Genomic DNA, 24,384 nt, shown 5'->3' on the forward strand with positions numbered 1-24,384 from the left:
CGTCGAGCCGACACCGGCCGCCGCGCGTCCGTCCCGGAACTCCCGCGGAAATGTCCGTGATCCGTAACAGAGGGATCCCATGACGCCCTTTCATCGTCCTGTCTTCTGCAGGGGATTCACCAACAGGACGAGGACAGGGCAGACATGGCGCGGCATGGCGGGCGGGGATGGCACGGCCGGGTCTTCGCGGCGGCGGTCGGGGTGACGGCGGTGGCTGCGGTCACCTCGGTGTGGACGGCGCAGGCCGGCCCCGTCGGCGGGGGCAAGGCGGAGGCGGGCGTCTCGGCGGGCCCCTCCGGACCGGGTTCCTCCGCACCGGGTTCCGCGGCTCCGGGTTCCGCCGCCAAGCGGGCGCGGGTGTCGGTGGACATCGCGCACGCGTCGGAGGCCGGCCCCCGGGGCGTCAACATCACCATCGACGACGGGCCGGACCCGGGCTGGACCCCGCAGGTGCTTCAAGTGCTGCGGGAGAACGGGGTGAAGGCGACCTTCTGCATGGTGGGCACGCAGGCCCAGGCGCACCCGGACATGGTCAAGGCGGTCGTCGCGGACGGTCACCGGCTGTGCGACCACACGGTGTCGCACGACACCACGATGGACACCAAGTCCGAGGCCTACCAGTCGCAGCAGATCCTGGACGCCGAGCGCATGATCACCGAGGCCTCCGGGGGCGTACGGCCCGTGTACTACCGGGCCCCCGGCGGTGCCTTCACCCCCTACAGCCGTACCCTCGCCGCATCGCACGGGATGCGGCCGCTGGGCTGGAACGTCGACACCAAGGACTTCGAGCGCCCCGGCGCCGCCGCGATCGTCGCCACCGTCAAGAGCGAGGTCTCCAACGGCCCGACGATCCTCTTCCACGACGCCGGCGGGGACCGCTCCCAGACCGTCACCGCCCTGCGCGAGATCCTGCCGTGGCTGAAGCAGCAGGGGTACTCCTTCGGCTTTCCGGTGCGTTGAGCAGATGATGTGAACCTCCTGGACCACCGCACGCCCGTTGCGCAACCATGGGAAGGCGGGTCGGGCATCGCACCAGGGGGAGGGGCGTCCGATGAGTGGCGAACGGCGAGGGTGGGGGCGTCGGCGGAAGGCGCGGCAGCAGCCTGGGGACGTGGAGTCGTCGGAGGGCGCCTCGACCGGCGAGTTGGCCGAGGGCGTCTCGTACAGCGTCACGACGCGGGACGGTGCCGACGGCGTCCCGGTCGTGAACATCAAGCTCACGATGACGCCGGAGGCCAAGGCGCGTTGGACGATGAGTGCCGCGTACGAGGAGAAGGGCGAGACGCACCCCGACACGCTCACCGCGGCATACGAGTTGGCCGAGGTGCTGTGGCGGCAGGGTTCGGCGGACGAGGCGGTCGAACTGTTCCGCTATGTGGTCGCCGGCCGCCGGGCGGTACTCGGCCAGGGGCACCCCGACACGCTGGCGGCCACGTCGTTCCTGGCGCGGGTGCTGGAGGAGTTGGGCGCGCTGGCCGAGGCGGAGCAGTTGACGCGGATGGTGTGGGCGGAACACGTCCGCGCGTCCGGTGAGGTTCATCCGGAGGCCCTGACGAGCCTTGCCCGGCTCGCTCGGATCATGCTTGGGCAGAAGCGGGCCGCCGAGGCGGAGGGGCTGGTCCGGCAGGTGCTGGCGGCCCGCGAGCGGGTCCTGGGCCAGGGTCACCGGGACACCCTCGGCAGTCGCAACGACCTGGCGGGAGCCCTGCGTGCGCAGGGTCGGCTGGAGGACGCCGAGTGGCTGTACCGGCAGGTGGCGGACGACGCCGGACGGCTGTTCGGCCCGGCCGACCCGCTGAGCCTGGACGCGCGCGCCAACCAGGCCGCCGTCCTCGCCCATCAGCACCGGTGGGCCGAGGCGGAGCGGCACTACCAGGCGGTGGTCGACGTCCGTGTACGGAACGCGGGCGCGGGCCACGTGGACACACTGTCGGCGCAGAGCAACCTGGCGTCGGTGCTGCACGGCGCGGGCAAAGTGGGCGAGGCCGAGGCGCTGATGCGCACGGTGCTGGAGGGGTACTCCCGGCTGTTCGGTGCGGACCACCCCCGGACGGTCTCCGCCATGCGCAACCTGGCCGCGATGATGCACCGGCGCGGCAACCGGGCGGAGGCGGAGGCGCTGTGCCGGCGAGTGGTCGCCGCGTACGAGCGCCGGTTCGGGCCGGGCGACCCGCGCACCGCCGAGGCGCGGGCGAACCTGCGGATGGTCGTCGAGGGCGGCGGCTGAACGGCTTCGCGGTGGGGGCCGGTCAGACGCCGACGTGGACGTGCGAGGCCCACAGCGAGGGGAACCAGGCGTACCGGGTGTGCAGTTCGGCCACCGTGGCGTGCAGGGCGAACGCGACCTGGTCGTCCACTTGGTCGTCCCGCACCCGGGGATCCGTCCCGGACGGCCCGGTGTGCGTCGGCGCCCGTCCGGCGAGGGCCGCGTAGAAGGCCGTGGCCATCTCCGGTGCCAGTTCGTCGCCGACCGGCCACAGCGTGCCCACCACGTGCCGGAAACCGGCCAGTTGGAAGGCGCCGGTGATGTGGATGGCCTCGTCAGCCAACTCGTGCCGGGTGGCGGACGTCGCGCAGGCCGACAGGTAGGCCAGGTGTGCGCCGTCGAGCCGGAGCCCGGCGACGTCGGTGACGGTGAGCGGACGCGTCGCGTGGTCGTGGGTCAGGATGCGGCACTCCGAGGGGTCCTGGGTGTCGGCCACGGCATGGCAGGCGAAGTGCACGGACCGCGTGTGCCGCAACGCCTCCAGCACGGCGTCCCTGGTCGCCTGCTCATTGACGAGGACGACGGGTTCGTGACGGTCCGTCAAGTACCTTCCCACTGCCCGGACTTCGGCGTCCGCGTGCGGGAGGTTCCCCGCCCCCGGAGTGCGCGACATGCTGACGATCACCTGGTCCGAACCGCCCTCGTGGGTGTCCGTACGTCGCGTCCGGGCGTGATGGAGCGCGGCGACGGTGGACGTGTACGAGGACGCCACCCGCGCCAGAACGCACCGCCGGCCGTCCGCGCCGGCTCGCGGGCCGTGATAGCCGGCCGCGTGCAGCGGCAGGAAGGCCAGTGATCCCTGGGGGCACCACCACACGCGTGGTGGCGTGCCGCCGGGCCCGGGCGGTGCGGGGAGGGCGAGCCGTTCCAGGACCGGTCCGGTGATCGTGTCCCACAGCCACTCCAGCGTGTCCGCGACCGTCTCCTGGCGGGCCAGCCGCCGGTCGAGGCCTTCCGTGCCGCTCGCGGGCGCGGCGACGGCGGCGAGGAAGTCGGCGACCCTGCGCTGGACCTCCTCGGCGGTGGTCTCCAGGGGGACGACGTCGAGTGCTCCGTCGGCCACGATCAGCGCGTCGCAGCGGATGCTGATGTTGATCACCACGACCGGTCCCGTCCCGGCCCGCCGGATGATCTCCGTCGCGGGCGGTGGGCGCAGGAAGTCCGCCAGGCCGGGCAGGGACCGGATCTCGGTCACGAGTGCGTCCCACTCGGCCTCACGGGTCCGCAGCCGCTCGACGACCTGGTGTTCCCGCGCCGCGGAGTACGTGTCGGCGCGCGGCGGCGCCGGATCCTCCGCGTCACGCAGCCGTACGAAGCGGTCGGCCAGCGCCGGCGCACGCTCCCGCAGCCGGGCCACGTCGGTCTCCCTGGACCGCAGGAGGCGGCCGAGCAGCACGCCGCGCCCGTGTTCCAGGACCTCCAGGGCCTGTTCGGGCCGGCCGGCCTGGAGCGCGTACGCGGCGGCCTCGGCGGCCAGGCCGTGCTCGCGGGCCAGCACGTACTGCTGGTCCGCGCGGTTCAGGTCGCGGGCGGCCAGCCTCGGCAGGAGCCGTACCGCCTCCGTGAGCCAGTGGCGGGCCGCCTCCCAGTCGTGGCGCGTGCCGCACACCTGCCCGAGGGTGGCCCGGGCACGCAGGCGCGCCTGGACGGGCGCGCTCCGCACCTCGACCGAGCCCCGTGCCACCTCGTGGGCCTCCGTCAGGAGCCGTTCGTCGTCCGTGGCGAGGAACAGTTTGTGCAGGGCCTCGGCGAGCGCGGTGCGCGAGGAGATCTGTGCCGGGTGATCGGCCGGGTAGCCGTCGACGAGTGTGCGCAGCAGCTCGACGCATTCCGTGAGATCGGCGTCGTCCCCCCGGGCTTCGGCACGGGAGCGCAGGGCCTCGGCCAGTTGGAGGAGGGTGATCCGGGCGGCTCCGGAGTTGCCCGGCCGCAGGGCCAGTACCTGGCGGAGCAGCCCCACCGCCTCGTCGACGTCCGCGGTGTCCATGCCGACGCCGGCATCGAGGCCGACGGCGTCGTGGCGCAGTCGCAGCAGGAGCGCGAGATTGCCCAGCAGGAAGGGCCGTTGGACCTCGCCGGCCGGGCAGGCGGCGAGGGCGGCGCGCTGGGTCTCGACGGCCTCGTGCAGGTGGGGGCGGTGGCCGGTGTGCTCGTAGCGGGCGAGCTGGGCGCTGCCGAGGGTGGACAGCAGGGCGGGGCGGTCGGAGGAGTGCGGCGGGAGGGCGGCGAGGGCGCGGTGGAGGTGGTCGTCGCACTGGTCGAGGTCGCCGAGGTCGTGGCGGGACTGGAACCGTTGCAGCAGGTTCTGCCCGAGGGAGCCGTGCAGGGCCGCGAGGTTGGGGCTGTGCGGCGGGGCGTGCCGGACGGCGTCCCGCTGGAGTGCGATGGCCTGGTCCAGGTCGGCCGCGGAGCCGGTCCGGTCGTGACGGTGGGCCAGTTGCATGGCGAGGACGGAGGCGGCGGCCCTGGCGTTCTCCGCGGAACCCTCGTCGGAGCCGAAGACGTCGAGGGCGGTGCGGAGCCAGGAGATGGCCGACTCGAGGTCGGCCGGATCGTCGCTGAGGCGGTACCGGGTCGCGTGGGTCTTGCCCAGCTCGAACAGCGCCACCCCGCGGTTCAGGTCGTCGTGCGGCATCGTCCGTACGGACTCCCGCAGGGCCCACAGGGCCCAGTCCGCCCACCGCAACTGACCGCAGATTTCTGCCCGTTGCAGGGACAGGTCCGCCGCCCGCATGGTCACGAGGAGGCGGTCGTGGGTATCGAGGGAGTGGTCGGTGTCCAGGAGATGACGCAGGAGCGCGACGGCCTCGTCCAGTTCCCCGAGACGGCCGTCGAGCCGGAACCTGTCGGCCAGACAACCGGCGAGATTGACGGCGAGCTGCCACGGCTGCGTACCGCCGTTCCTGAGCATCTCGTCGCGCGAGCTGCGCAGGCCCCCCACCGCGTCGTCCAGAGCGGCCCGCTCCTGCGTCAGGTCGTACCAACTGCTCAGCAGGAACGCCAGGTTGACCTGTCGGGACGCCCACTCCGGGGTCCCCCGGGGTGTTTCGGCCAGGGCGCGGCGTTGGGCTGCGACGGCCTGGCGCAGATGCTCAGCGTCCCCGCCGAGGTCGTACAACTCCCCCAGGACCTCGGCGAGACCACCGAGCTGTGCGGCCCGTTCGCCGGGCATCACGGGCGGCAACTCCACGCAACGGCGCAGGAGTTCGGCGGCCTCCTCAAGTGCGTGGGGTTCGCCGGTCCGGTGGTGCAGCAGGCGCAGGGCGCGGCCCAGGCCGTAGAGGTAGGCCTCGCGGTACCGATGCCCTTCGGGGGCCAGGTGGAGGGCGCGCCGGTAGAAGTGGATGGCGCGCTGGAGGGTCGGCAAGTCGCCGGTGTGCTCGTACAGTTGGGCCTCGGCGTTGGCGAGGTTCCTCAGGTGCACGTCCCGACCGGGGCTGGCGTCGGAGGTGGCGTCGACGACCCGACGGTCGAGGTCGCGAGCCCGCCGCAGGGCGGCGACGTCCCCCGTGCGGTGGTAGAGCTCCAACTCCCGTAAACCCTGCCGGTGCAGCTCGTCGACGGACGTCCCGGCCGACCTCCTGGAGCGAGGAACACCACTGTCCATTCCACCACCATACGGTCGCCGACCGCCCTGTTCGTAGACCTCGGCTCTCAACTCCCGGGTGTGGACGGCGAGTAGGGCGGGTCGGTCGGGTCGAGCGGGTGGGCGTATCGGGAAGGGGGCGGCAGGCCCTGACGCCAGTGCAGGCACAGTGCCTGGGCCAGTGTCCGTTCCTCCTGGAGGCTGTCGGGCAGCGGCAGGTGCAGGGCTGCCAGCAGGTCGAAGCGGTGCAGCTCGAACGCGGCGCGGACGGCGTCGCCGTAGGTGAGCGCCGCCTGTACGGCTCCGTGGTACGCGAGTACGGCGACGGCGGCGGGGGCCAGGGCGAGCAGCAGCCACCAGCCGGAGCGGAGCAGCAGCGCGGTGCTGACGAGTGCGGTCACCGCGTTGGTGACGCACAGGCGTGCCGCCGCGTCGAGGGAGTCGCGGCAGTCGTCGACCACGGCACGCGCACGGTCTCCGAGCACCGGGTACAGGCGGGGCCAGGCGACCGCGGCGTCCCAGCCGTGGTCCCGGCCGGCCGTGTCCCGCAGCGCCGCCAGCACGTTGCCCAGGGCCGTCGGCCGGACGAGGTGGTCCGGGAGCGGATACCGTCGCCGCAACGCGGCCGCCGCGGCGCCGGCCCGCTGCACGAGCGCGGGCGAAGGGTCCTCCGCCGACCCAGTCGCCCCTGCCGACCCCGCCGACCCGTCCAGCTCGGTGCGCGCCGCCAGCCGTGCCTTACGCCGACGTTGCAGTGTCCGCCCGAGTCCGGCACCGAGCGCATCGGGCCAGCCGCCCTCCAGCAGCCGCATGACGGCCAGTTGGAAGGGCTGAAAGACAACCGCGACGACAGTGGTCCCGACGACGATCCACACCGCCTGCCCCGCGCCCACAGCAGTGGCCGTCCGCCAGGCACGCCGCAGGGAGACGTCGGCGCCGGGTGCTCCCGCCCAGACGAGGAGCAGAACGAACACCGTGGCCACGTACGTCGGCAGATAGGCCACCGAGAAGAACCTCACCGAGCCGTCGAGCGGCTTGGGGACGACGGGCCCGAGGCTCACGCCGGGCTCACCTCAGCTCCATCGGTCCGTGGTCGCCGCTCTGGCACACCGGACGGTACCGGTCGTCGTAGAACGCGGTGTAGGCGCGACTCCCGCACACAGCACACCGGAACGCGATGACGCTGAACCGCGTCGACTCCCCGGGAGCCGCGGCGCGCACCTCGTCGCCGGGGCCTCGGGGCGCCTGCATCCCCAGGACGGTACGCAGATACGCGCTCGAAGTAGCACCGACCTGCTCGTCCCCCGCGACGAGCAGAAGCCGCTCCGGACACTCCTCACCACTCAGCAACCGCCCCAAGGCCTCGGCGACGTCATTCAGTTCGGTACCGGCGGGGAACAACAGGCAAGGGACACCATCACCTTGCGCTCTCGGATCCAACAACATCGCATAACGCACAGCCCGTTGCACCCTCCCCCGCATCTACCGCATCCGCGCGGCCACATGACGCCCAGACTCTACCCACGAGCCAACGGCGCACGAGAACCGCGCGAGCACAGGCACAGGAGCAGATGCTGTAGGCGGGCGGCGACGGCTCCCCCACCTGACTCGACGCCCGCCGCACGCGCCGGCTCGACCATCGACCGTCCCCCGTCCCACTTCTCGCTCGTCACGTCCCGCTCGTTGCTTCTCGCGCATCCTCAAGTCGGCACTGTGCCCTGCCGGTTCCGTGAAGAACGCCCGGTGCCGGACGGAGGTTCCTCAGGCCCCGCCGCCCGGGACCGTGCCGCCCTTGAGGCGTTCCAGGTCGGAGGGGCGGACCTGGATCACCACGACGGCGATCAGAGCGGCCAGGACCGTGAAGATCGCCGCCATGACGAAGGCGGCCGAAACGCCGGCGGTGAGGATCTCGTCGGACCAGGGGGAGGGAAGCTGCCCGGTGCGTCGGAAGTGCAGGCGTTCGGCCGGGGTCGCCTGGGCGAGGAAGTCGGGGATCTGTTTGTTCGCCTCGTTGCGGCTGGCCGTGCCGTACATCGTGACCAGGATGGACAGGCCGAGCGAACCGCCCACCTGCTGGGTGGCGTTGAGGAGTCCGGAGGCCGCGCCGGTCTCCTTCGGGGACACGTTGGAGAGCGCCATCAGGGTCAGGGAGACGAACTCCATGCCCATGCCGAGGCTGAAGACGAGCATCGGGCCGAGGACGCTGCCCGCGTACGTGGAGTTGACGTCGGTCAGGGTCAGCCAGGACAGGCCGGCCGCCGCGAGGATCGCGCCCACCACCATGAACGGCTTGGGGCCGTAGGTGGGAAGGAACCGTGAGGCCAGGCCGGCACCGACGGCGATGACGGCGCTGACCGGAAGAAAGGCGAAGCCGGCCGCGAGGGGACTGAAGTCGAGCACGTTCTGCACGAAGAGCGTGAGGAAGAAGAACATGCCGAAGATCGCGGCGGCGAGGCACAGCATGATCCCGTACGTGCCCGCCCGGTTACGGTCGGCGAACATGTGCAGCGGCGTGATCGGCTGCCGGGAGCGCCGCTCGACCAGGACGAACAGCGCGAGGACGACGACGGCCGCGGCGAACGAGGCCAGCGTGTACGGGTCCCGCCACCCTTCCTGGGCGGCCCTGATGAACCCGTACACCAGAAGGACCATGCCCACGGTGGAGGTCAGCGCGCCGGTGATGTCGAAGTGGCCGGGGTGGCGTTCGGATTCCTTGATGAAGCGAGGGGTGGCGAGGGCGATGAGCAGTCCGATGGGGACGTTGACGAAGAGCACCCACCGCCAGTTGAGCCACTCGACGAGGATTCCGCCCGCGAGCAGGCCGATCGCGCCGCCGCCCGCCGAGACCGCGGCGAAGACCCCGAAGGCCCGGTTGCGGTCGGGGCCTTCGCGGAACGTCGTACTGACCAGGGAGAGCGCGGTCGGGGACGCGATGGCGCCGCCGACGCCCTGAAGGGCGCGTGCGGCGAGCAGTTGGGCCTCGTTCTGGGCGAGTCCGCCGAGCAGGGAGGCGACCACGAAGAGCAGCACGCCGAAGACGAACATGCGCCGTCTGCCGAGAATGTCGCCGGTCCGGCCGCCGAGCAGCAGCAGGCCGCCGAAGGTGAGGGTGTAGGCGTTGACCACCCATGCCAGGCTCGTGGTGGAGAAGTCCAGGGAGCGCTGGATGTCCGGCAGCGCGATGTTCACGATGGTGATGTCCAGGACGACCATCAGCTGGCACGACGCGATGACCAGCAGCGCCATCGCGTTGCCGCCGCCATCCTGCCGGGCTGTGGCCTGGGTCGCCGAGGCCGGCTGTGGAACGCCGCTCATGACGTGCCGCCCGCGCGGAGGCGGGCCCTGAGGAGCGGTCGGTGGACAAGTGCATCCACTGTCTGGTCCATCGTTTGACCGTACGCCCGGGGCCGGGCCGTCACCACTCGATCATCCACGGCCGGTGTGCGTCGTCGGGTACGTCGACGGGTCCGCCCGTGCCGTGCCAGGACTCCCCCGTTGTCCTGGCACGGCCCCGGCCGTCGCGGGTGTCAGCCGCGGTGATCATCAGGATGCGGGAGGGACTCCTGGGGTGTCGTTAGCGGAGCGTCCACATCTGCTTGGCAGAGCGTCCACAGCCGAGCGGACTCGGCCGGGAGGACGGACGTGCTACGCGCCCCGTACGCCCTGCCCCTCGGTCAGCGACTGTTCGCGCACCTCGCTGGGCGGGAGGCCGTAGGCGGTGCGGAACGCGCGGGTGAACTCGGCGGCGCGGGGGAAGCCCCGGCGGGCGGCGACTGCGTGGATGGGCAGCGCGCGCAGCCGGGGGTCGGCGAGGTCGCGGCGGGCGTGCTCCAGTCGCTGGTCGCGGATGTACGAGGCGACGGCGAGGCCTTCGGCCTGGAACAGGCGGTACAGGTAGCTGCGGGAGATGTGGTGGGCGGCGGCGATCCCGGCGGGGGTGAGGTCCGGGTCGCCGAGGTGGCGGCGGATGAACGTCTTGACCTGGAGGGTGAGTGTGCGGCCGCGGGTCTCCTGCGGGACCTGGGGGCCCGCGTCCACGGCGTGCGCGAAGAGGGCTGTGACCAGGTCCGCGACGACCGTGCCCAGCCGGGGTGCGTCCGCGGGCTGGTGGGCGGAGGTGTCCGCGACCAGTTGGAGGAGGAACTGCGCGAGCAGCGCGCCGATCCCTTCCCGGCCCGATATGAGGCTCCCCAGGACCTGGTCCGCCCGGTTCCCGGGCACGGCCACCAGGGCACGCGGTACCTCGATGCCGACGACGGTGACGGGATCGGAGCCGGTGTGCACCTCCCAGGACTGCGAGGAGGAGTTGATGTGGAAGTCGTTGATCCGGTAGGCGGCCTGCTGCCTGCCCCAGTCGGCCGCTCCCTCGCCCTTCAGCAGGAGGGACAGGTGGTAGGTCTCCGGATCGGACTGGCGGACGAGTTTCGGCGTGCGGTGGAAGACCAGTTGGTCGAAGGTGGCCGGCCACACCGTCACGTCGCCCAGCCCGATCACGCGTTGGTGGCCGCGGTAGTCGGCGGTGCGGTCACTGGTGAGCCGCATGGGCGCGTGCGTGCCGCTCATGCGCTCCGCCCACGCCTCGAACCGGGCGTCCACCGGCAGGTCCGTGGTGCGGAAGACCGATTCGTGCAACACGAGGGAAGTCAACCACACCGCGTGTACGGGCCTGTTGACGGCGGTCGGGTCAGTTGTTGTCGGGGTAGTGGTCGGGTCAGCTCAGGTGGGCGGTGTCGACGGTGATGGAGTCGTTGTCGGACGCGGTGACGGAGATGTAGCCGGGGTCGCCGTTGCGGTCGAGGTAGCACACCACGTACGAGACGCTGACGGTGGTCTGACGTACGGGGTGCTCGGTCACGGCCTCCCGGCAGCCCTCCGCCGTGGGGACCGCGGACGAACTCCAGGCGGCCATCTTGCCGTTGGTGGAGTAGAGGAAGGTGCCCTGAAGGTAGATGGCGTCCGTGCCGGCGTCGGCGACCACGGGCGGGGTGGGGGTGAAGTCGTACCCCGGGGGCGCTTTCGCACTGTCCGTCTTCATGACGAAGCCGCGGACCAGCGTGGTCGACGGCGAGGACGTCGAGTCGGGCAGGGCCGCCGTGACCGCCGCGCCGCCTCCCCCGATGACGGCGACGGCGGTGAGGCCGGCGATCAGCGGATGGGCGTACGCCAGGCTGAGCAGCGGCCCGACGACCGGGATCGAGAACTTCAACTGCGTGTTCTTCTGCGTGTTGTTCTGCGTGACCGTGGCGTTGCCGCTCGCGTTCGCCGTCTGCGTCGCGGAGTGGTGAGAGCCCGGCGGGGGCGGCGGGGGCGGCACGGTGGGGTCGTTCTGTGGGGCGGGGTCGCCGAGTTGCGCGCCACGCGTGCGGTCGGTGTTCATGGCTCGGGACGCTAGCGATACTCGGCCCCGCGGTCTTGTCTTGCCCGAGATTGTCGCCAATGGGCCACTCGTGGGCGCTCGTTGCACTGAAAGTGATCGGCAGGACGAAGACTTCGGACACGCTACCGCGCAGTCACATTACCGAACCGTAACCTACCGACTGCTACCCGAGGTAACCCAACCCTCGCTACGGTCCTGACAGTTCGTCTGAGTCGTCCAACTCGTCGAAGTCATCAAAGGCATCGAAGTCGTCCAAGAGCGATGCGGGGCAGCGGTGGGCGACCGAGGCCTCGTGCCGCTCGGTCGTCACGGCCCGTACCCCACCGGGCCGTCCGCCACCCGAGCCGCAGACGAAGGCTCGGCCTCCCCCTTTCCGGAGGTCCGCCATGCCCGCCCCCACCCGCCTGCTGGCCGCAGCAGCCGTCACCGCTGCCGCCTGTCTCGGCGTCACCGCCGTTCCCGCCGCATCCGCCGTATCCGCCGTATCCGCCGACGCGACACCGCAGTCGGACGCCGTCGTCTCGCGCGGCGTCACCATCCCCACGTTCTACAACCCGCCCGCCACGCTCCCGGCGGCCGACGGCGCCCTGGTCCGCTCGGCGCCGCTCCCCCTCGCGTTGAGCCTGCCGGGCGTCGACGGACCGCTGCCCGGTACGGCGACCCGCCTGATGTACAAGTCCACGGACTCCGCCGGCCGGCCCATGGCGGTCACCGGCGCCTACCTCGAGCCGTCGGCCCGCTGGAGAGGCAGCGGCGCGCGGCCGCTGGTCGCCGTGGCGCCCGGCACCATGGGCCAGGGCGACCAGTGCGCCGCCTCCCTCGGCCTCGAACACCCGCTGCTGGTCAACGGGCAGACGCTGTCGGTCGGTTACGAGGACCTGGCGATCTACCGGCTCCTCGCCCGGGGCATCGCCGTCGTGGTCACGGACTACACCGGGCTGGGCGCGACGGACCGGCTGCACACGTACGTCAACCGGGTCGACGAGGCCCACGCCGTCCTGGACGCCGTCCGCGCGGCCCGTTCCCTCGACGGTACGTCGCTCACGGCCGGCTCCCGGGTGGCGCTGTTCGGCTACAGCCAGGGCGGCGGGGCGACGGCTGCCGCCGCCGAACTGCAGCCCTCCTACGCCCCCGACGTCACCCTCGCCGGGACCTACAGCGGGGCTCCGCCCGCCGACCTGGCCGCCGTCACCAGGGCCATCGACGGCAGTGACCTGGCCGGTTCGCTGGGCTGGTCGGTGAACGGGTTCCTGGAGTCCGACCCCGCCCTCGCGCCGATCGCCGAGGCGCACCTGAACGCGGCCGGCCGCGCCGCGCTCAAGGATCTGTCGACGATGTGCGTGGGCGACGCCCTCCTCGCCTACAACTCGGTGCACAGCAGCACCTGGACCACGGACGGGCGTTCCATCAGCGACGTCGTCGCGTCGGAGCCGGCGCTCAAGGCGTTCCTGGCCGACCAGCGCATCGGCACCCGCGAGCCGACGTCTCCGGTGCGGGTGGCGACCGGCACCGCCGACGACCTGGTGCCGCACGCGCAGGCGCGCGCGCTCGCCGTGGCCTGGTGCGCCAAGGGCGCCGACGTCACCTACAAGCCGGTGATCGCGCCTGATCTCGGCCGGGCCCTGATCAACCACTTCACGCCGTTGCTCGTCGACCAGACCGACGCGATCTCCTGGCTGACCGACCGCCTCAACGGCCGCCCCACCACGTCCAACTGCGCAGCCCTTCCCCTGCTGCCCTGACCCGACCTGGCCCGACCTGACCTGGCCTACGGGCGAGGCGGTGGCGGTGACGGTTCACGGGCCGACCCGGACGACGAGCCTCTGCGGCGGCGAGTCCAGGTCGGTCCGGGCGGGGCGGCTCACGGTCTGTCGGTCAGGCCCAGGCGGGCGACGATCCGCTTGCCCACCGGCTCCCGCATGACGTCGAAGTCCTCGGCCACGGCCCGCACGATCTCCAGGCCGTGCCGGCCCACCCGCGTCGGGTCCGGCGCGTGGGGCGACGGCAGCACCGGATCGCTGTCCCAGACGACGATCTCCACCGCCGAGCCGGTGATGCGCAGTTGCAGCAGGACCGGCCCGGGCGCGTATCTCAGCGCGTTGGTGACCAGCTCGCTCACCACGAGCTGGGACAGGTCCATGGCCCGGGCCGACACGGTCGCGCCGTCCAGGCGCTGGACGCGGGTGAGGAAGTCACCCGTGAGCTGCCGCGCCCGGGCGATGCAACCGTGCTTGCCGTCCAGTGCCACCGTCGTCTCGGCAGGGATCCCGTCAGGTGCGGAAGAGCCCTGGTCGGGCGGAACAGGTGCCATCCGGACCGCCTTCGCTACCCCGTTCATATCCGCGCGGCTACCCACGAACCCGCCCCCTACGCCCCAGACACACCACTCACCCGGTCACCGTCCCGGCCATCGCCCGAGTCGCTGTCCGAGCCGGCGTGCGGACGGCCGTCCGGGCCCGCCGCGGCCTGCGCCCGAGCCCGGCGCTCCGCCACGAACCCGGCCGATACGGCGAGGGTGCCGGCCGCGGCGGCGAAGACGACGACCAGCATGTTCGTCACGTCGTAGGCGCCGCTGCTCTCGTAGGTGGTTCCGTCGTCGAGGACGCAGTCGAAGCCCGGCGGGAAGTAGGAGGCCCGGTGGGTGACGAGGTGCCGGACGGTGTCCCGTGGGACCTCCTCCCCTCGGCAGGCGGGCGCGGGAGCCGAGTCGGCGCCGGACTGGGACTCGTGCGCGGAGAGCGCCACCGCTCCGGCGCTCAGCAGGTAGCAGCCGACGGCCGCCGCGGCCGCCATCCCGGCCGACCAGCGCAGCAGGTCCACGGCCCAGTCCGGCCGCCTCCCGGGCAGGGCCACGGCGATGAGCTTGACGAGCATCGCGATGCACCAGATGGGGCTTGCGAACACAGTCGCCATTCCTGACAGGGCCAACACGGCTGGGGGCTCACCTTCTGTCGTCTTCCGTCGTGTAACGCTTTTCGCGCCGCCTTCCAAGAACAGGTGTAGTGCCTCTGGAGAACCCGGTGGAAGGAGATGCCTGTGGATGGCGCGGAACGGTTACGGAGTGGACCCGGCGCGGCGGTACGCGACCCGGAGCTCTTCGAGGAGTTCTATCGGCGCCATGTGGACGCGGTGCTGCGCTTCGTGGCCCGGCGCGTCGACGACCCGCACACCGCGGCCGATCTGACGGCGGAGATCTTCCTCGCCGTCCTGCACTCGGCCGACTCCTACCGGCCGCACCTCGGCAGCGAGACGGCCCGGCTCTTCGGCATCGCACGCAACGTGGTGTCGTCGGAGCGCCGCCGGGTCGCCCGCGAGGCCGACGACATCGTCCGCACGAGCGACGCCGAACCCTGCGTTCCGCTGAAGGTCGACCTGCCGGACGAGTAGGGCCTGTCCCGGCCCGACGAACGCCTTCCGGCACCGCCCAGGACTCGGTCTCCGTATGAAAACCCCGCCCTTCGTCCCCCCACCCCCGGAGTCATCGCTCTCCGTGATTACACGATCACCCATCTTGACTGCGCCGACCGGCCCCCCGCGACTGGGCTGGCTCGACTCGTTGCGCGGCATCGCGGCACTCGTCGTGGTGCTGGACCACTCGTCGCGCGCGTTCATGCCGGAGTTCCGGCAGGAGGTGATGCCGCAGTTCGACCTCGGCCGGTACGGAATCATGGTGTTCTTCCTGGTGAGCGGGTACATCATCCCCGCCTCGCTCGAACGCCGGGGCTGCGTCCGGACGTTCTGGATCGGACGGGTCTTCCGCATGTACCCGTTGTGGGCGGTCGCCGTCGCCGCGGTCCTCGCCCTCGACTTACTGGGCGTCGCCGAACTGCGCGCAGGGCTCGGCCGGGAGAGCCCCGCCACCTCGGCCGTCGCCCATGTCACCCTGCTCCAAGAGCTGTTGGGGACACCCAGCGTTCTGCTCGTCCTGTGGACGCTCTCCTACGAGATGGCGTTCTACCTGATGGTCGTCGCTCTCTTCACGGTCCGGCTCCAGCATCGGTCGGCGGCGGTCGCCGTCACCCTGGCCGTGCTCGCCGCCGCGAGCGCGGTGGTGGGGGGCCTGCTGCCGGTCTCCGCGCTCTCCGGTGCGGTGGGCACCGGCCGGCTGGTCGCGGTCGTCTCGGTCGTCATGGTGCTCGCCGTCTGCTGTGCGAGTGCCGGGTCGCCCGCGCTTCGCGTGGCCGGCGGGGTGCTGGGCGGGGTGTCGGCGCTGGTCCTGGTCGCTTTCAACGGCACGGTCCCGATGTGGGAGGGCCTAATGATCCTCTCCGTGATGTTCCTCGGCACCGCCGTCCACCGGGCCGAGAACGGCGAGAGCAGCCGGTGGTGCGCGGTCCGCACGGCGGCCGTGGTGCTCGTCTGCGCCGTGGGGAGTGCGTACTGGTACGGCGACGACTCCCACTTCACCCGGCGCGGCTGGATCCTGGCGTTCCTGCTGGCCGTGCTCACCTTCGGTGCCGGACTGGCCTCGCGCCACCGGCGCGTGCCGCGCCTGCTGATCGGACTGGGGGTGATCAGTTACTCGGTCTACCTGGTGCATCCTGTGCTGCTGGCGGTGACCGACGGCACGATCGGCCGGTGGCGACGAGACAGTCCCGGGCTCGAAGTGGCGTTCTTCGCCGTGCTGCTGCCGCTGTGCGTCCTGACCCACCGTTACATCGAGGTGCCGGGCCAGGCCTGGGGGCGCAGACTGGCGCGCCGGGTTCGGCCGAAGTCGGCCGGGGGCACGGAGAGGTAGGGCTCAGCCGATGCGGTAGCTGTCTCCGTACACCTTCCAGTCGAGGGGCGGGTCGAGGTCGAGGTTGCCCTTGCGCAGGAAGACGCGCTGGGCGGTGTCGACGCGACTGGTGTCGCTGTGCGCCTCCTCCTGCTTCATGGCCCAGACGCGGGCGTCGAGGAAGGCGTTGAGGTACGTCGTCTCATCGCCGCCCCGGGCCGGCGGCTTGGCCTTGGCCAGCGCGCGCTTACGGATGTTGCGGAAGCTGGTGGGGTCGGTGCCGTCGCCGTGCATGACGATGGCGTCGTAGTAGGCGAACTGGCCCAGGACGCGCAGTCCGTCGGTCCTGCCCTGCCGGACGGCCGGGTTGAAGTAGACGCGGTCGCGTTCGTCGTTCTGGGCCTGCTGGAACGCCGTGTCCTGGGCGGCCTTGCGCCAGTCCTTGGGGTAGTTCGGGTCGAGGCCCGTGTGCGCGTCGGTGCCGTCGACGGCGCGCAGGGCGGGCAGGTACCTGGCGAGGACGTTGCCGGGCTTGCGGTCGGCGTAGAGCTGGACGAGGTCGAGCATGTCGCCGGTGCCCGAGCAGAAGCCGATGATGCCGGCGGTGTAGCCGCGACCGTCGCCGATGTCCTCGATGTACTGGTACTGGGCCTTCCAGTCGAGCGAGGAGTTCTCCGCGCTCGACACCAGCTTCATGGCGATCTCCTTCTTCGCCGGGTCGTCGAGGCCCGTGGCGGTGGTGGCCGCGGTCGCTGCGGTCGCCGGGTGGGCGGCGAGGAGCGGGGCGGCCGCCAGGGCGCCGGTGAGGGCGAGGAAGAAGCGACGGGAGGTGGGGGTGGGGCCGTCGGCTGGCCGGGATATGTGCACCACAGTGGCTCCAGATGAGGAGTGGGGGGTGGGGTGACTCCACACTGCAACTGACAGGAACGTTTCCTATCAGTGCGAGGCGACAGAAGTAACCCATCGAAGCCATGTTCGTGCGATCGAACAAACTGACCAGCCGTCACGACGGCCTGAGGCTGGAGCAGTTGGACTAGAGCAGTTGGATCATGAGGGAGATCAGGAGTCCGATGAGGCCGACGTGGAAGACGACCATGCAGATCCACTGCGACACGGGCATGCGCCAGGACGCCGCCCTGAGCATCTCCCACTCACTCACCGCGAAGGCGGCCAGCACCAGGGCGAGCACCTCCCACAGCACGTTCCACCAGCCCGACGGGGTCGCCCCCAACGCGCCGTCCATCGCGGCCGGGACACGGATCGCGCGCCCCAGCAGGAAGAGCCCGATGAGCAGCTTGTGCCAGCCGTGACGGACCGCCGGTGCGGTGGTCGCCGGGCGAGTGGCGGGTGAAGATCCTGTCGACATTCGCACATTTGATCACCCGCCCGCGACGGAAGCCACCGTTCCGCCTGCGGTCCGGCCGATTTCAGGGCGCGCCCGGGGTGTCGCCCCGCCAGTCGAGCCGGTTGTCGCCGGTGCCGCGCCGCCCGTACAGGGCTCTGCCGCCGGGGCCGTAGCGGCCGATCTCCGTGGTCAGCGCCACCTCGCGCAGTTCGCGGTCGGACCGGTCCGTGACGTCCAGGAGCAGCCCGTCCAGCGGGCCGCCCACCAGGTGCGCGTACACGCGGTCGGGGCGGGGGCCGGCGTCTTCGTGGTCGGCGCCGTAGACCCGGCCCCGCAAGAACTCAACCTCGTCCATGACCAGCAGCTTGTCACCCACCACTGACATCAACGGCCCGTCGTCGTCGCGCTGTCGCCTCCTTGGGCGTTCTTCGGCCAAGACCGTGGCGGAAACGTGGTGTCCGGGGGCATGTCCCGGCTCGGCGGGTATCCACCCCTTACACGTCGTTGTGTGAGGGCTGGGGGGCCGACCCTGATGGCACGTGGGCGGGAGCGGGGGCCGGCCGGCGAGTCGGTGCGTGCCCGGCGTCGGCGGACCGTGCGTGAGCTGCGGGCGTCGGGGCGCTACGGGCCACGGTTGCGCGAGGTGCTGCCGGCGCTCGCCGCGCTGCTCGCCGTCGTGTGCGGCGCGGTCGCGGGACTCGTGCTGCTCTCCCGCGCGTTCGGCGGCCCGGTCTGCGCGCTGCTCCTCGTGCCGCTCGCGGTCGTCGCCGTCGTCGTACGGCGTCGGTCCCGTCGGCCGGCCCGGCGGCGGGGTGGGTACTACACCGCCGAGGAGCTGGCCGAGTTGGACATGCCCGCGCTGATGGTCGCCGTGGCCCGGATGCTCCGGCGGGACGGCTGGCGGGTGCTGCCGCCTCCTCGTCACGACGCCCTGCATCTCGCCGCCCGTGACGGCCGGGGGCTGCTGCTCGACGTGGCGTTCCGTCCGGTGGCCGAGCCGCTGCCCGACGAGGAGGCGGCCTGTTCCTGCCGGGCGCGGATGCGGGCCCGCGGCCGGGCCGGTCCCCCGCTGCGACTCGTCGTGCACCGGGGCACGTTCACGCACCGGGACGAGGTGTGGGCCTCGCGCGAGGGCCGCACGTATCTGATCGACGGCCCCCGGCTCCGCCTGTGGGCGTGCGGCACGCCCTTGGCCCACCTCGCGGGCGGGGTCGTCCCCGCGCCCCGGCGTACGTGAGGACCGCCGGCCTCAGACCGTCAGGTCACCGCGCACACCCTTGGGGTCAACGCCGGATCTCACCGGACCGTGGGTCGTCGCGTTCGAGGGAGGCGCCCAGGGCGGTCAGGCGTGCGTCGTCCGTCTCGGAGGGCCAACCCTGAACGCCCCCCTTGCACGCACCGCCGCCCGGGCCTTGAAAGGCCCGGGCGGCGGTGCGGGGCGGACTCCGGTCAGGGAGTGAGCTGCCAGCGCTGGATGTAGCCCACGTCGATCGACGCGTGGTCCTGGACGCGCAGTTTCCAGGTGCCGTTGACGGGCTGGGCGGAGGCGTTGACCGTGAACGTCTGGTCGACGTTGTCGGCGGAGCCGCCGCTGAGGTTGAGCAGGGAGTAGACGGTGCCGTTGGGGCCGACGAGGTCGACGGTCAGGTCACCGCGGTAGGTGTGCACGATGTTGACGTACACCGAGGTGGTGGCGGAGGCGTTGCCGTCACGGCCCGCGATGGTGACCGGGGACTCCACGGCGGCGCCGTTGTCCGGAATGTCGACGCGGGTGGCGTTGGCGTAGATGTACGCGATGCGCCAGGTGAAGGTGTCCGTGACGGACGCGCCGGTGGCGTCGGTGACCTTGACGGTGACGTCGCCGCCGCCGAGGGTGGTCGGCGTGCCGGTGATCAGACCGCTCGGGCTGATGCTCAGTCCGTCGGGCAGCCCGGTCGCCTCGTAGGTGAGGCCGGCCCCGGAGTTGGTGGTGTACGCGTCCACCTGGAGGCTGACCGCCTGGCCGACGCCGCTGATCTGGTCGGCGATCGGGGCGACGTTGACGCCGAGGGCTATCCGGCCGCCGACGTTGATGCCGGCCCAGGCGTTGGCGACGGCGAGGTAGGTCGGGCTGTAGGCGCCGAACAGGTCGCCGGCGGCCTGGAGGGTGGCGGTGCGGGCGCCCGCGTAGTTGGTGTTGGACGTCATGTACGTCGTCAGCGCCCGGTACCAGATGGCGGCGGCGTTCTCGATGCCGATGCCGGTGACTGCCTGGCCGTCGTAGGTCGGGCTGTCGTAGGCGACGCCGTTGACGGTCTTGGCGCCGCTGCCCTCGGAGAGCAGGTAGAAGAAGTGGTTCGCCGGGCCCGAGGAGTAGTGGACGTCGACGCTGCCGAGGGTGGAGCTCCAGTTGTCGCGGGAGTCGCCGTCCTTGGAGGGCTTGTCCATGTAGCGCAGCGGGGTGCCGTCGCCGTTGATGTCGATCTTCTCGCCGACGAGGTAGTCACCCGGGTCGTTGGCGAGGTTCGAGTGGAACTCGACGGCGGCGGCGAAGATGTCGGAGGTGGCCTCGTTGAGGCCGCCGGACTCGCCCGAGTACGTCAGGTCGGCGGTGGCGGCGGTGACGCCGTGGCTCATCTCGTGCGCGGCCACGTCGAGGGAGGTCAGCGGGTGGGTGTTGCCCGAGCCGTCGCCGTACGTCATGCAGAAGCAGCTGTCGTCCCAGAAGGCGTTGACGTAGCTGCTGCCGTAGTGGGACCTGCTGTAGGCGGCGACACCGTCGTTGCGGATGCCGTTGCGGCCGTACACGTCCTTGTAGTAGTCCCAGGTGGCCGCGGCGCCGAAGGCCACGTCGACACCGGCGGTCTGGCGGTTGGCCGGGGTGCCGTCGCCCCAGACATCGTTGTCGTCCGTGAAGAGGGTGCCGGTGCCCGAGGTGCCCTGGTTCAGGTCGTACGTCTTGTGTCCGGCCCGGCCGCCGTCGGTGAGCTGGTACGTCGATCCCGACCGGGTCGTGCCGAGCGGGACGGTGCCGCTGTACTGGCCGGTGCCGGAGCCGGTCTCCACCTGCTCGGCGGCGAGGAGCTGCTTGCCGGTGGTCGCGTCGGTGACGACCTGGAGCTTGCTGGGCGTGCCGTCCCGCTGGACGCCCTCGACGACCGTCTCCCAGGCGAGGACGGGCTTGCCGGTGCCGGCCCAGACGACCAGCCGGGGCGCGCTGCCGGTCTCGGAGCCCTTGACCGCGGCGTTCTTCGAGGCGGTGAGGGCCTTGCCGGTGGCGGCGGCCGCGGAGAGCTTCGGGGTGAGCGACGGCACCGCGAGGGTCGCCCCGCTGGCCTTCGTCACGGTGGTACGGCCGCTCTTGACGTGCACGACCAGGTCGCCGCCGAGGACGGGCAGCCCGGCGTAGGTGCGCTCGTAGCGGGTGTGGGTGGTGCCGTCGGCGTCCTGGACGACGTCCTTGACGACGAGCTTCTCCTGCGCGCCGAGGGCGAGCCGCTGGGCCGTGGTACCGGCCGTGGTCTGCGCGCTCTTGATCATTGCGGCGCGGCCGGCCGGCGACAGGGCCTTCGTGGCGGCTCCCGCGCGAGGCGTGGCGGTGATCTTGGACGGGCCCGGGTCGGCGGGGGCCGCGCCGGCGGCGCCGGCCGGGGCACCCAGTGCCAGCAGGGTGCCGATGGTCGTCAACGCGAGGGCTGTGGAGCGTCTGCGCCGGAGGGTGGGACGGTGTCGACGGGGCAACGCGTTCTCCTTGTGTGCGACGGTCGGCCCGTGGTGGAGGCCGAGGTGGGGGCGGACCGGCGGGGTCGGGGCCGGTCCGGGGCGCTGCACGGCAGGCGGGTGGGGCGAGTGAGGGGGCCCCGCATGATGCGGGTGTGAAGGAACGGTGAACTTCGGCAGCAGACTGGCACCGCGTGCACAGCTTTGTCATGGGAATGCCAAGACAACGGCTTGAAATGACCATGACCAACTGGGGATTCGGACCGATTCGGACGGCCCGGCGCACGTTTTCGGCCGCGGGCGTGCGCCGCCCCTGCCGGGGGCATGGTCCGTTCGAGTGGTCGCGTTCCGCTCGCCGTCGTAGCGTCGGGAGCGAACCTCATCGGGGCGCGGCACCGGCGGGTCCCGGTTCGGGCGGGCAGGAGCGGACATGCGACACACGACGAGAACAGTGGTCATGCTCTGTGCGGCGCTGGGCCTCACGGCGACCGTCGGCTCGGCCACGGCCGCGTCGGCCGCGTCGCCGCCCACGGGGCGCGAGGCCGCGGTGCGGCAGGCCACGGCGCCCGTCCTGGTCGACTGCTTCGGGCACGCCCAGGTGCGGCCCGGCGACTTCATCCTGGCGTGCGGGGACGGCAACAGCCGGCTCGTGTCGCTGCACTGGGACAGCTGGGGCGCGGAGTCGGCGCACGCCAGGGGGGTCAACGTCGTCAACGACTGCGACCCGTACTGCGCGGCGGGCGCCTTCCACCGGTACGCCGTCGTCGTGAAGCTGGACCGGCCGCAGCCCTGGAAGAAGAACCCGCGGATGCAGCACTACAGCCGGATCACCCTGACCTACCCCGGCGACCGGCCGCAGCAGTTCGGGCGGGTCGTCACGTATCCGCTGTGGAACTGAACCGACCCCGTTGCCGACCGGCTGACGGGCCCCGGCCAGTCAGTCAGGTCAGTCCATCAGGCCGGCCGCGACCGTCGCGCCCAGTTCCCAGCAGGCCGCCATGTCCGCCTTGCCCGGTTCCCCGGTGACCGCGACCGGCTCGGCCGCGCGTCGCCAGCCCAGGCCCGTGGTGATGGCCTCGATGCCGCGTACCGCGCCGGTGACGTCGTTGCCGCCGTGCACGTAGTAGCCGAAGGGCCGGCCGCGGGTGGTGTCGAGGCAGGGGTAGTAGACCTGGTCGAAGAAGTGCTTGAGCGCGCCCGACATGTACCCGAGGTTCGCCGGGGTGCCCAGCAGGTAGGCGTCGGCGGCCAGGACGTCGGAGGCGGTCGCGGCGAGGGCCGCCCGCCGCTCGACGCGGACACCCTCGATCCCGGGTGCCGTCGCTCCCGAGACGACCGCTTCGAAGAGCGCCTGGCAGTTGGGCGAGGGGGTGTGATGGACGATCAGCAAGGTGGCCACGGCACAAGACCCTGCCCGCTCCCCCGGGTCGCCCGCAAGCGGTGACGGCGTTCACGCCGGACCGGGCGGCGGGGTGACGGTCTCGGTGGTGCCGTCCGGGAAGCGGATCTCCAGGCGGCCGTCCGGGACGGGGACCGCGCAGGCTCCCCTCTGTAGGTCCGCCGATACGAGGGGGTCGGCGGTGAGGACCACCAGCGTCGCCACGAGCAGGGTGCCGCCCGGGTGCGTTGTAGTGAAGAGCGGAACGGCCGAGTGGTCGCCGTAGGCGTTGTGGCCGCGGGCCCGGGCCACTTCGGCGGTGACGTCGTCCCAGCCGAGCAGGCCGACGAGGGCCGAGGTCAGGCCGTCGGCGCGGCGGGCCTGCGCCCAGGCCTCACCCGTCAGCGCGGCGGGCGGGGCGTCGTCACAGGCCACCGCCCAGCCGCCCTCGCGTACGGGGGTGCCGGACCGGGCCTCGACGCGGTGCACCCGGACCTCCCACGGTCCGCGCACCACGCTCGCCGTGGTGATGCGCGCGCGCACGTCGCCGTCCGGGCCGAGCGGGGTGTGCCAGGACGCCGCGCGCCGGCCGTCCGCGTACAGCGGGTGGATACGGCCGCGGCGGGACGGGCCGGTGGGGGTCAGCAGGGCGATGCGGTTGTCGGGGCCGGGTGGTTCGCCGGGGGGCGGGGTCTGGGGGGCGGTCGCGGAGGAGTAGGCGAAGCCCGTGTAGTGCGGGCTGTCGTCGGACGCGGCGGGCGGCGGCGGAAGCCGGTCGGAGCCGTGGTTGACCAGGCGGACGATCCCGTCGGCGGCCGTGGAGTGCAGCAGCCACCCCGGTGCGGGCAGGGCCAGGTACCGGTCGGCGGTGTCGACGGGGCCCGCCTCCTCCGGTGCCGTCCACACGGGGTGGTCGGCGGGCAGGAGCAGACCGAGGAAGGCCTTGCTCGCCCAGTACGGGGAGGCCGGTCCCGAGTACGGCTGGGTGACGGGAAGGTGGGGCCGGTACCAGCCCAGACTCAACAAGCCCTGCTCATCAGGGACTTGGCGGTCGGTGAAGTGCTTCAGGGCGCCCGAGGCGAGGCGGCGGGTGCGGCCGGGCGACAGCGGGGTGGCGTCGGCGAGGACGCCCGCCCACAGCGGGGCGGCGGTGGCGTAGCGGTAGGTGAGGGAGCGGCCCTGGTGGACGGGGGCGCCGTCGGAGCCGAAGAAGTACTGGTGGACGCCGAGGAACTCGCGCAGCCGGGCGCGGTGGACGGCGACGCGGGCGGGGTCCGCGCGCGGGCCGGCGACGCGGGCCCACAGGGCGGGGTAGAGGTGCAGGGCCCAGGCGTTGTAGTAGTCGAACTTCCGGCCGTCGCCGTCGGTGTACCAGCCGCCGCCCCGGTACCAGTCGTCGAGGCGGTCGAGTCCCGCGTCGATCTCGGCGCGCTCGTGCGGACCGCCGACGGAGGCGAGGAACTCCTCGACGATGACCTGGAAGAGCCGCCAGTTGGAGTCGTTGACGGCGGCGCCGACGAAGCCGCCGAGCCAGTCGACGGTCAACTCCTTTGTTTTGCTCGCGAGTTGCTCCCAGATCCAGGGGCGGGTCTCGTGCAGGGCGAGGGCGACGGAGGCCGCCTCGACCATGGGCTGGGAGCGGTCGGTGACGGGCGGCCAGTGCTCCGGATGGCGGGGGTCGACTCCGGCGGCGAGCCCGGCGGCGTAGCGCTCGATCAGCGCGGGGCCGACGGCTCCGCCCGAGCCCGCGATGCGGAAGGCGGCCAGCAGGAACGAGCGGGCGTATCCCTCCAGCCCGTCCGACCAGGCCCCGGAGTGACCGGTGCGGCCGGGCAGCCGGTACTGGGCGAGGCCTGGGGTGGCGTACGGCCGGAGCGCGGCGAGCAGCCGGTCGGCGGCGGCCTCCCAGTGGGCGCGGGTGTAGCCGGTCCTGGGGGACAAGTCGTGGTCGGGGGGCGGCAGTTGGCCGGCGTCGGCCGACGGGTGCGGCGCGGTCATACGGGGGCGGTACCTCCG

Annotated in this window: 21 protein-coding genes and 1 pseudogene; 7 read left to right on the forward strand and 15 right to left on the reverse strand. The window is 72.2% G+C overall.

Annotation, left to right across the window (positions count from 1 at the left end; all coding sequences use genetic code 11):
- Positions 1 to 144 precede the first annotated feature (144 nt).
- A complete protein-coding gene (locus OG352_RS00920) occupies positions 145 to 960 on the forward strand; it encodes a polysaccharide deacetylase family protein (RefSeq protein WP_329213259.1) in 816 nt (271 codons plus the stop codon).
- 151 nt (positions 961 to 1,111) lie between these two features.
- Complete coding sequence (locus OG352_RS00925) at positions 1,112 to 2,227, forward strand: tetratricopeptide repeat protein (protein WP_329213261.1); 1,116 nt, start codon at positions 1,112 to 1,114, stop codon at positions 2,225 to 2,227.
- Positions 2,228 to 2,249: 22 nt separating this feature from the next.
- Here the strand turns inward: OG352_RS00925 and OG352_RS00930 are convergent, their stop codons facing one another.
- The 7 genes from OG352_RS00930 to OG352_RS00960 all read right to left on the reverse strand — a co-directional run bounded on the left by OG352_RS00930 (position 2,250) and on the right by OG352_RS00960 (position 11,229).
- Positions 2,250 to 5,873: a CHAT domain-containing tetratricopeptide repeat protein gene (locus OG352_RS00930; RefSeq protein WP_329213263.1), complete on the reverse strand. Its 3,624-nt coding sequence runs from the start codon at positions 5,871 to 5,873 to the stop codon at positions 2,250 to 2,252.
- 47 nt (positions 5,874 to 5,920) lie between these two features.
- The gene (locus OG352_RS00935; RefSeq protein ID WP_329213265.1) at positions 5,921 to 6,913 is read right to left on the reverse strand and encodes a hypothetical protein; all 993 of its coding nucleotides are present in this window, start codon (positions 6,911 to 6,913) and stop codon (positions 5,921 to 5,923) included.
- A 7-nt stretch (positions 6,914 to 6,920) separates the two neighbouring features.
- Positions 6,921 to 7,253, reverse strand: a complete 333-nt coding sequence (locus OG352_RS00940; RefSeq protein WP_329213267.1) for a hypothetical protein — start codon at positions 7,251 to 7,253, stop codon at positions 6,921 to 6,923.
- A 360-nt stretch (positions 7,254 to 7,613) separates the two neighbouring features.
- Positions 7,614 to 9,098, reverse strand: coding sequence for an MFS transporter (locus OG352_RS00945; RefSeq protein ID WP_329223644.1), 1,485 nt, complete (start codon positions 9,096 to 9,098; stop codon positions 7,614 to 7,616).
- Positions 9,099 to 9,267: 169 nt separating this feature from the next.
- The gene (locus OG352_RS00950) at positions 9,268 to 9,396 is read right to left on the reverse strand and encodes a hypothetical protein (protein ID WP_329213269.1); all 129 of its coding nucleotides are present in this window, start codon (positions 9,394 to 9,396) and stop codon (positions 9,268 to 9,270) included.
- Between the two features lie 101 nt (positions 9,397 to 9,497).
- Positions 9,498 to 10,487 carry an AraC family transcriptional regulator gene (locus OG352_RS00955; protein WP_329213271.1) on the reverse strand — a complete coding sequence of 330 codons (990 nt, stop codon included), beginning with the start codon at positions 10,485 to 10,487 and terminating at the stop codon, positions 9,498 to 9,500.
- 76 nt (positions 10,488 to 10,563) lie between these two features.
- Positions 10,564 to 11,229 (reverse strand): hypothetical protein, encoded by a 666-nt coding sequence (locus tag OG352_RS00960; RefSeq protein WP_329213273.1) that lies wholly within the window; start codon positions 11,227 to 11,229, stop codon positions 10,564 to 10,566.
- Positions 11,230 to 11,615: 386 nt separating this feature from the next.
- On the opposite strand from OG352_RS00960, the gene OG352_RS00965 reads away from it, so the two are divergent.
- Positions 11,616 to 12,971, forward strand: coding sequence for an alpha/beta fold hydrolase (locus OG352_RS00965; RefSeq protein WP_329213275.1), 1,356 nt, complete (start codon positions 11,616 to 11,618; stop codon positions 12,969 to 12,971).
- Positions 12,972 to 13,090: 119 nt separating this feature from the next.
- Here the strand turns inward: OG352_RS00965 and OG352_RS00970 are convergent, their stop codons facing one another.
- Positions 13,091 to 13,540, reverse strand: a complete 450-nt coding sequence (locus OG352_RS00970) for an ATP-binding protein (protein ID WP_329213277.1) — start codon at positions 13,538 to 13,540, stop codon at positions 13,091 to 13,093.
- Between the two features lie 56 nt (positions 13,541 to 13,596).
- Entirely contained in the window at positions 13,597 to 14,133 is a 537-nt protein-coding gene (locus OG352_RS00975; protein WP_329213279.1) for a hypothetical protein, read from the reverse strand.
- Positions 14,134 to 14,259: 126 nt separating this feature from the next.
- Here OG352_RS00975 and OG352_RS00980 point away from each other — a divergent pair.
- Positions 14,260 to 14,568 (forward strand): annotated as a pseudogene (locus tag OG352_RS00980) (RNA polymerase sigma factor); the annotation flags it as partial.
- Positions 14,569 to 14,671: 103 nt separating this feature from the next.
- Complete coding sequence (locus tag OG352_RS00985; protein WP_443072125.1) at positions 14,672 to 15,967, forward strand: acyltransferase family protein; 1,296 nt, start codon at positions 14,672 to 14,674, stop codon at positions 15,965 to 15,967.
- Between the two features lie 3 nt (positions 15,968 to 15,970).
- On the opposite strand, the gene OG352_RS00990 is transcribed toward OG352_RS00985, so the two are convergent.
- From OG352_RS00990 to OG352_RS01000, 3 genes are all read right to left on the reverse strand, one after another.
- Positions 15,971 to 16,816 carry a chitosanase gene (locus OG352_RS00990; RefSeq protein ID WP_329213283.1) on the reverse strand — a complete coding sequence of 282 codons (846 nt, stop codon included), beginning with the start codon at positions 16,814 to 16,816 and terminating at the stop codon, positions 15,971 to 15,973.
- 163 nt (positions 16,817 to 16,979) lie between these two features.
- Positions 16,980 to 17,312 carry a hypothetical protein gene (locus OG352_RS00995; RefSeq protein WP_329213285.1) on the reverse strand — a complete coding sequence of 111 codons (333 nt, stop codon included), beginning with the start codon at positions 17,310 to 17,312 and terminating at the stop codon, positions 16,980 to 16,982.
- Positions 17,313 to 17,373: 61 nt separating this feature from the next.
- Positions 17,374 to 17,646: a hypothetical protein gene (locus OG352_RS01000; RefSeq protein ID WP_329223645.1), complete on the reverse strand. Its 273-nt coding sequence runs from the start codon at positions 17,644 to 17,646 to the stop codon at positions 17,374 to 17,376.
- Between the two features lie 177 nt (positions 17,647 to 17,823).
- Here OG352_RS01000 and OG352_RS01005 point away from each other — a divergent pair, with 177 nt between their 5' ends.
- Positions 17,824 to 18,528: a hypothetical protein gene (locus tag OG352_RS01005; protein WP_329213287.1), complete on the forward strand. Its 705-nt coding sequence runs from the start codon at positions 17,824 to 17,826 to the stop codon at positions 18,526 to 18,528.
- A 212-nt stretch (positions 18,529 to 18,740) separates the two neighbouring features.
- Here the strand turns inward: OG352_RS01005 and OG352_RS01010 are convergent, their stop codons facing one another.
- Entirely contained in the window at positions 18,741 to 21,011 is a 2,271-nt protein-coding gene (locus tag OG352_RS01010; RefSeq protein ID WP_329213289.1) for a M4 family metallopeptidase, read from the reverse strand.
- Positions 21,012 to 21,420: 409 nt separating this feature from the next.
- On the opposite strand from OG352_RS01010, the gene OG352_RS01015 reads away from it, so the two are divergent.
- Positions 21,421 to 21,888 carry a hypothetical protein gene (locus OG352_RS01015; protein ID WP_329213291.1) on the forward strand — a complete coding sequence of 156 codons (468 nt, stop codon included), beginning with the start codon at positions 21,421 to 21,423 and terminating at the stop codon, positions 21,886 to 21,888.
- Between the two features lie 48 nt (positions 21,889 to 21,936).
- Here OG352_RS01015 and OG352_RS01020 read toward each other — a convergent pair whose 3' ends face one another.
- Positions 21,937 to 22,389, reverse strand: coding sequence for a flavodoxin family protein (locus OG352_RS01020; RefSeq protein WP_329213293.1), 453 nt, complete (start codon positions 22,387 to 22,389; stop codon positions 21,937 to 21,939).
- A 51-nt stretch (positions 22,390 to 22,440) separates the two neighbouring features.
- Positions 22,441 to 24,366, reverse strand: coding sequence for a DUF2264 domain-containing protein (locus OG352_RS01025; RefSeq protein ID WP_329213295.1), 1,926 nt, complete (start codon positions 24,364 to 24,366; stop codon positions 22,441 to 22,443).
- Positions 24,367 to 24,384 lie beyond the last annotated feature (18 nt).

The organism is Streptomyces sp. NBC_01485 (assembly GCF_036227125.1).
Classification (GTDB): Bacteria; Actinomycetota; Actinomycetes; order Streptomycetales; family Streptomycetaceae; genus Streptomyces.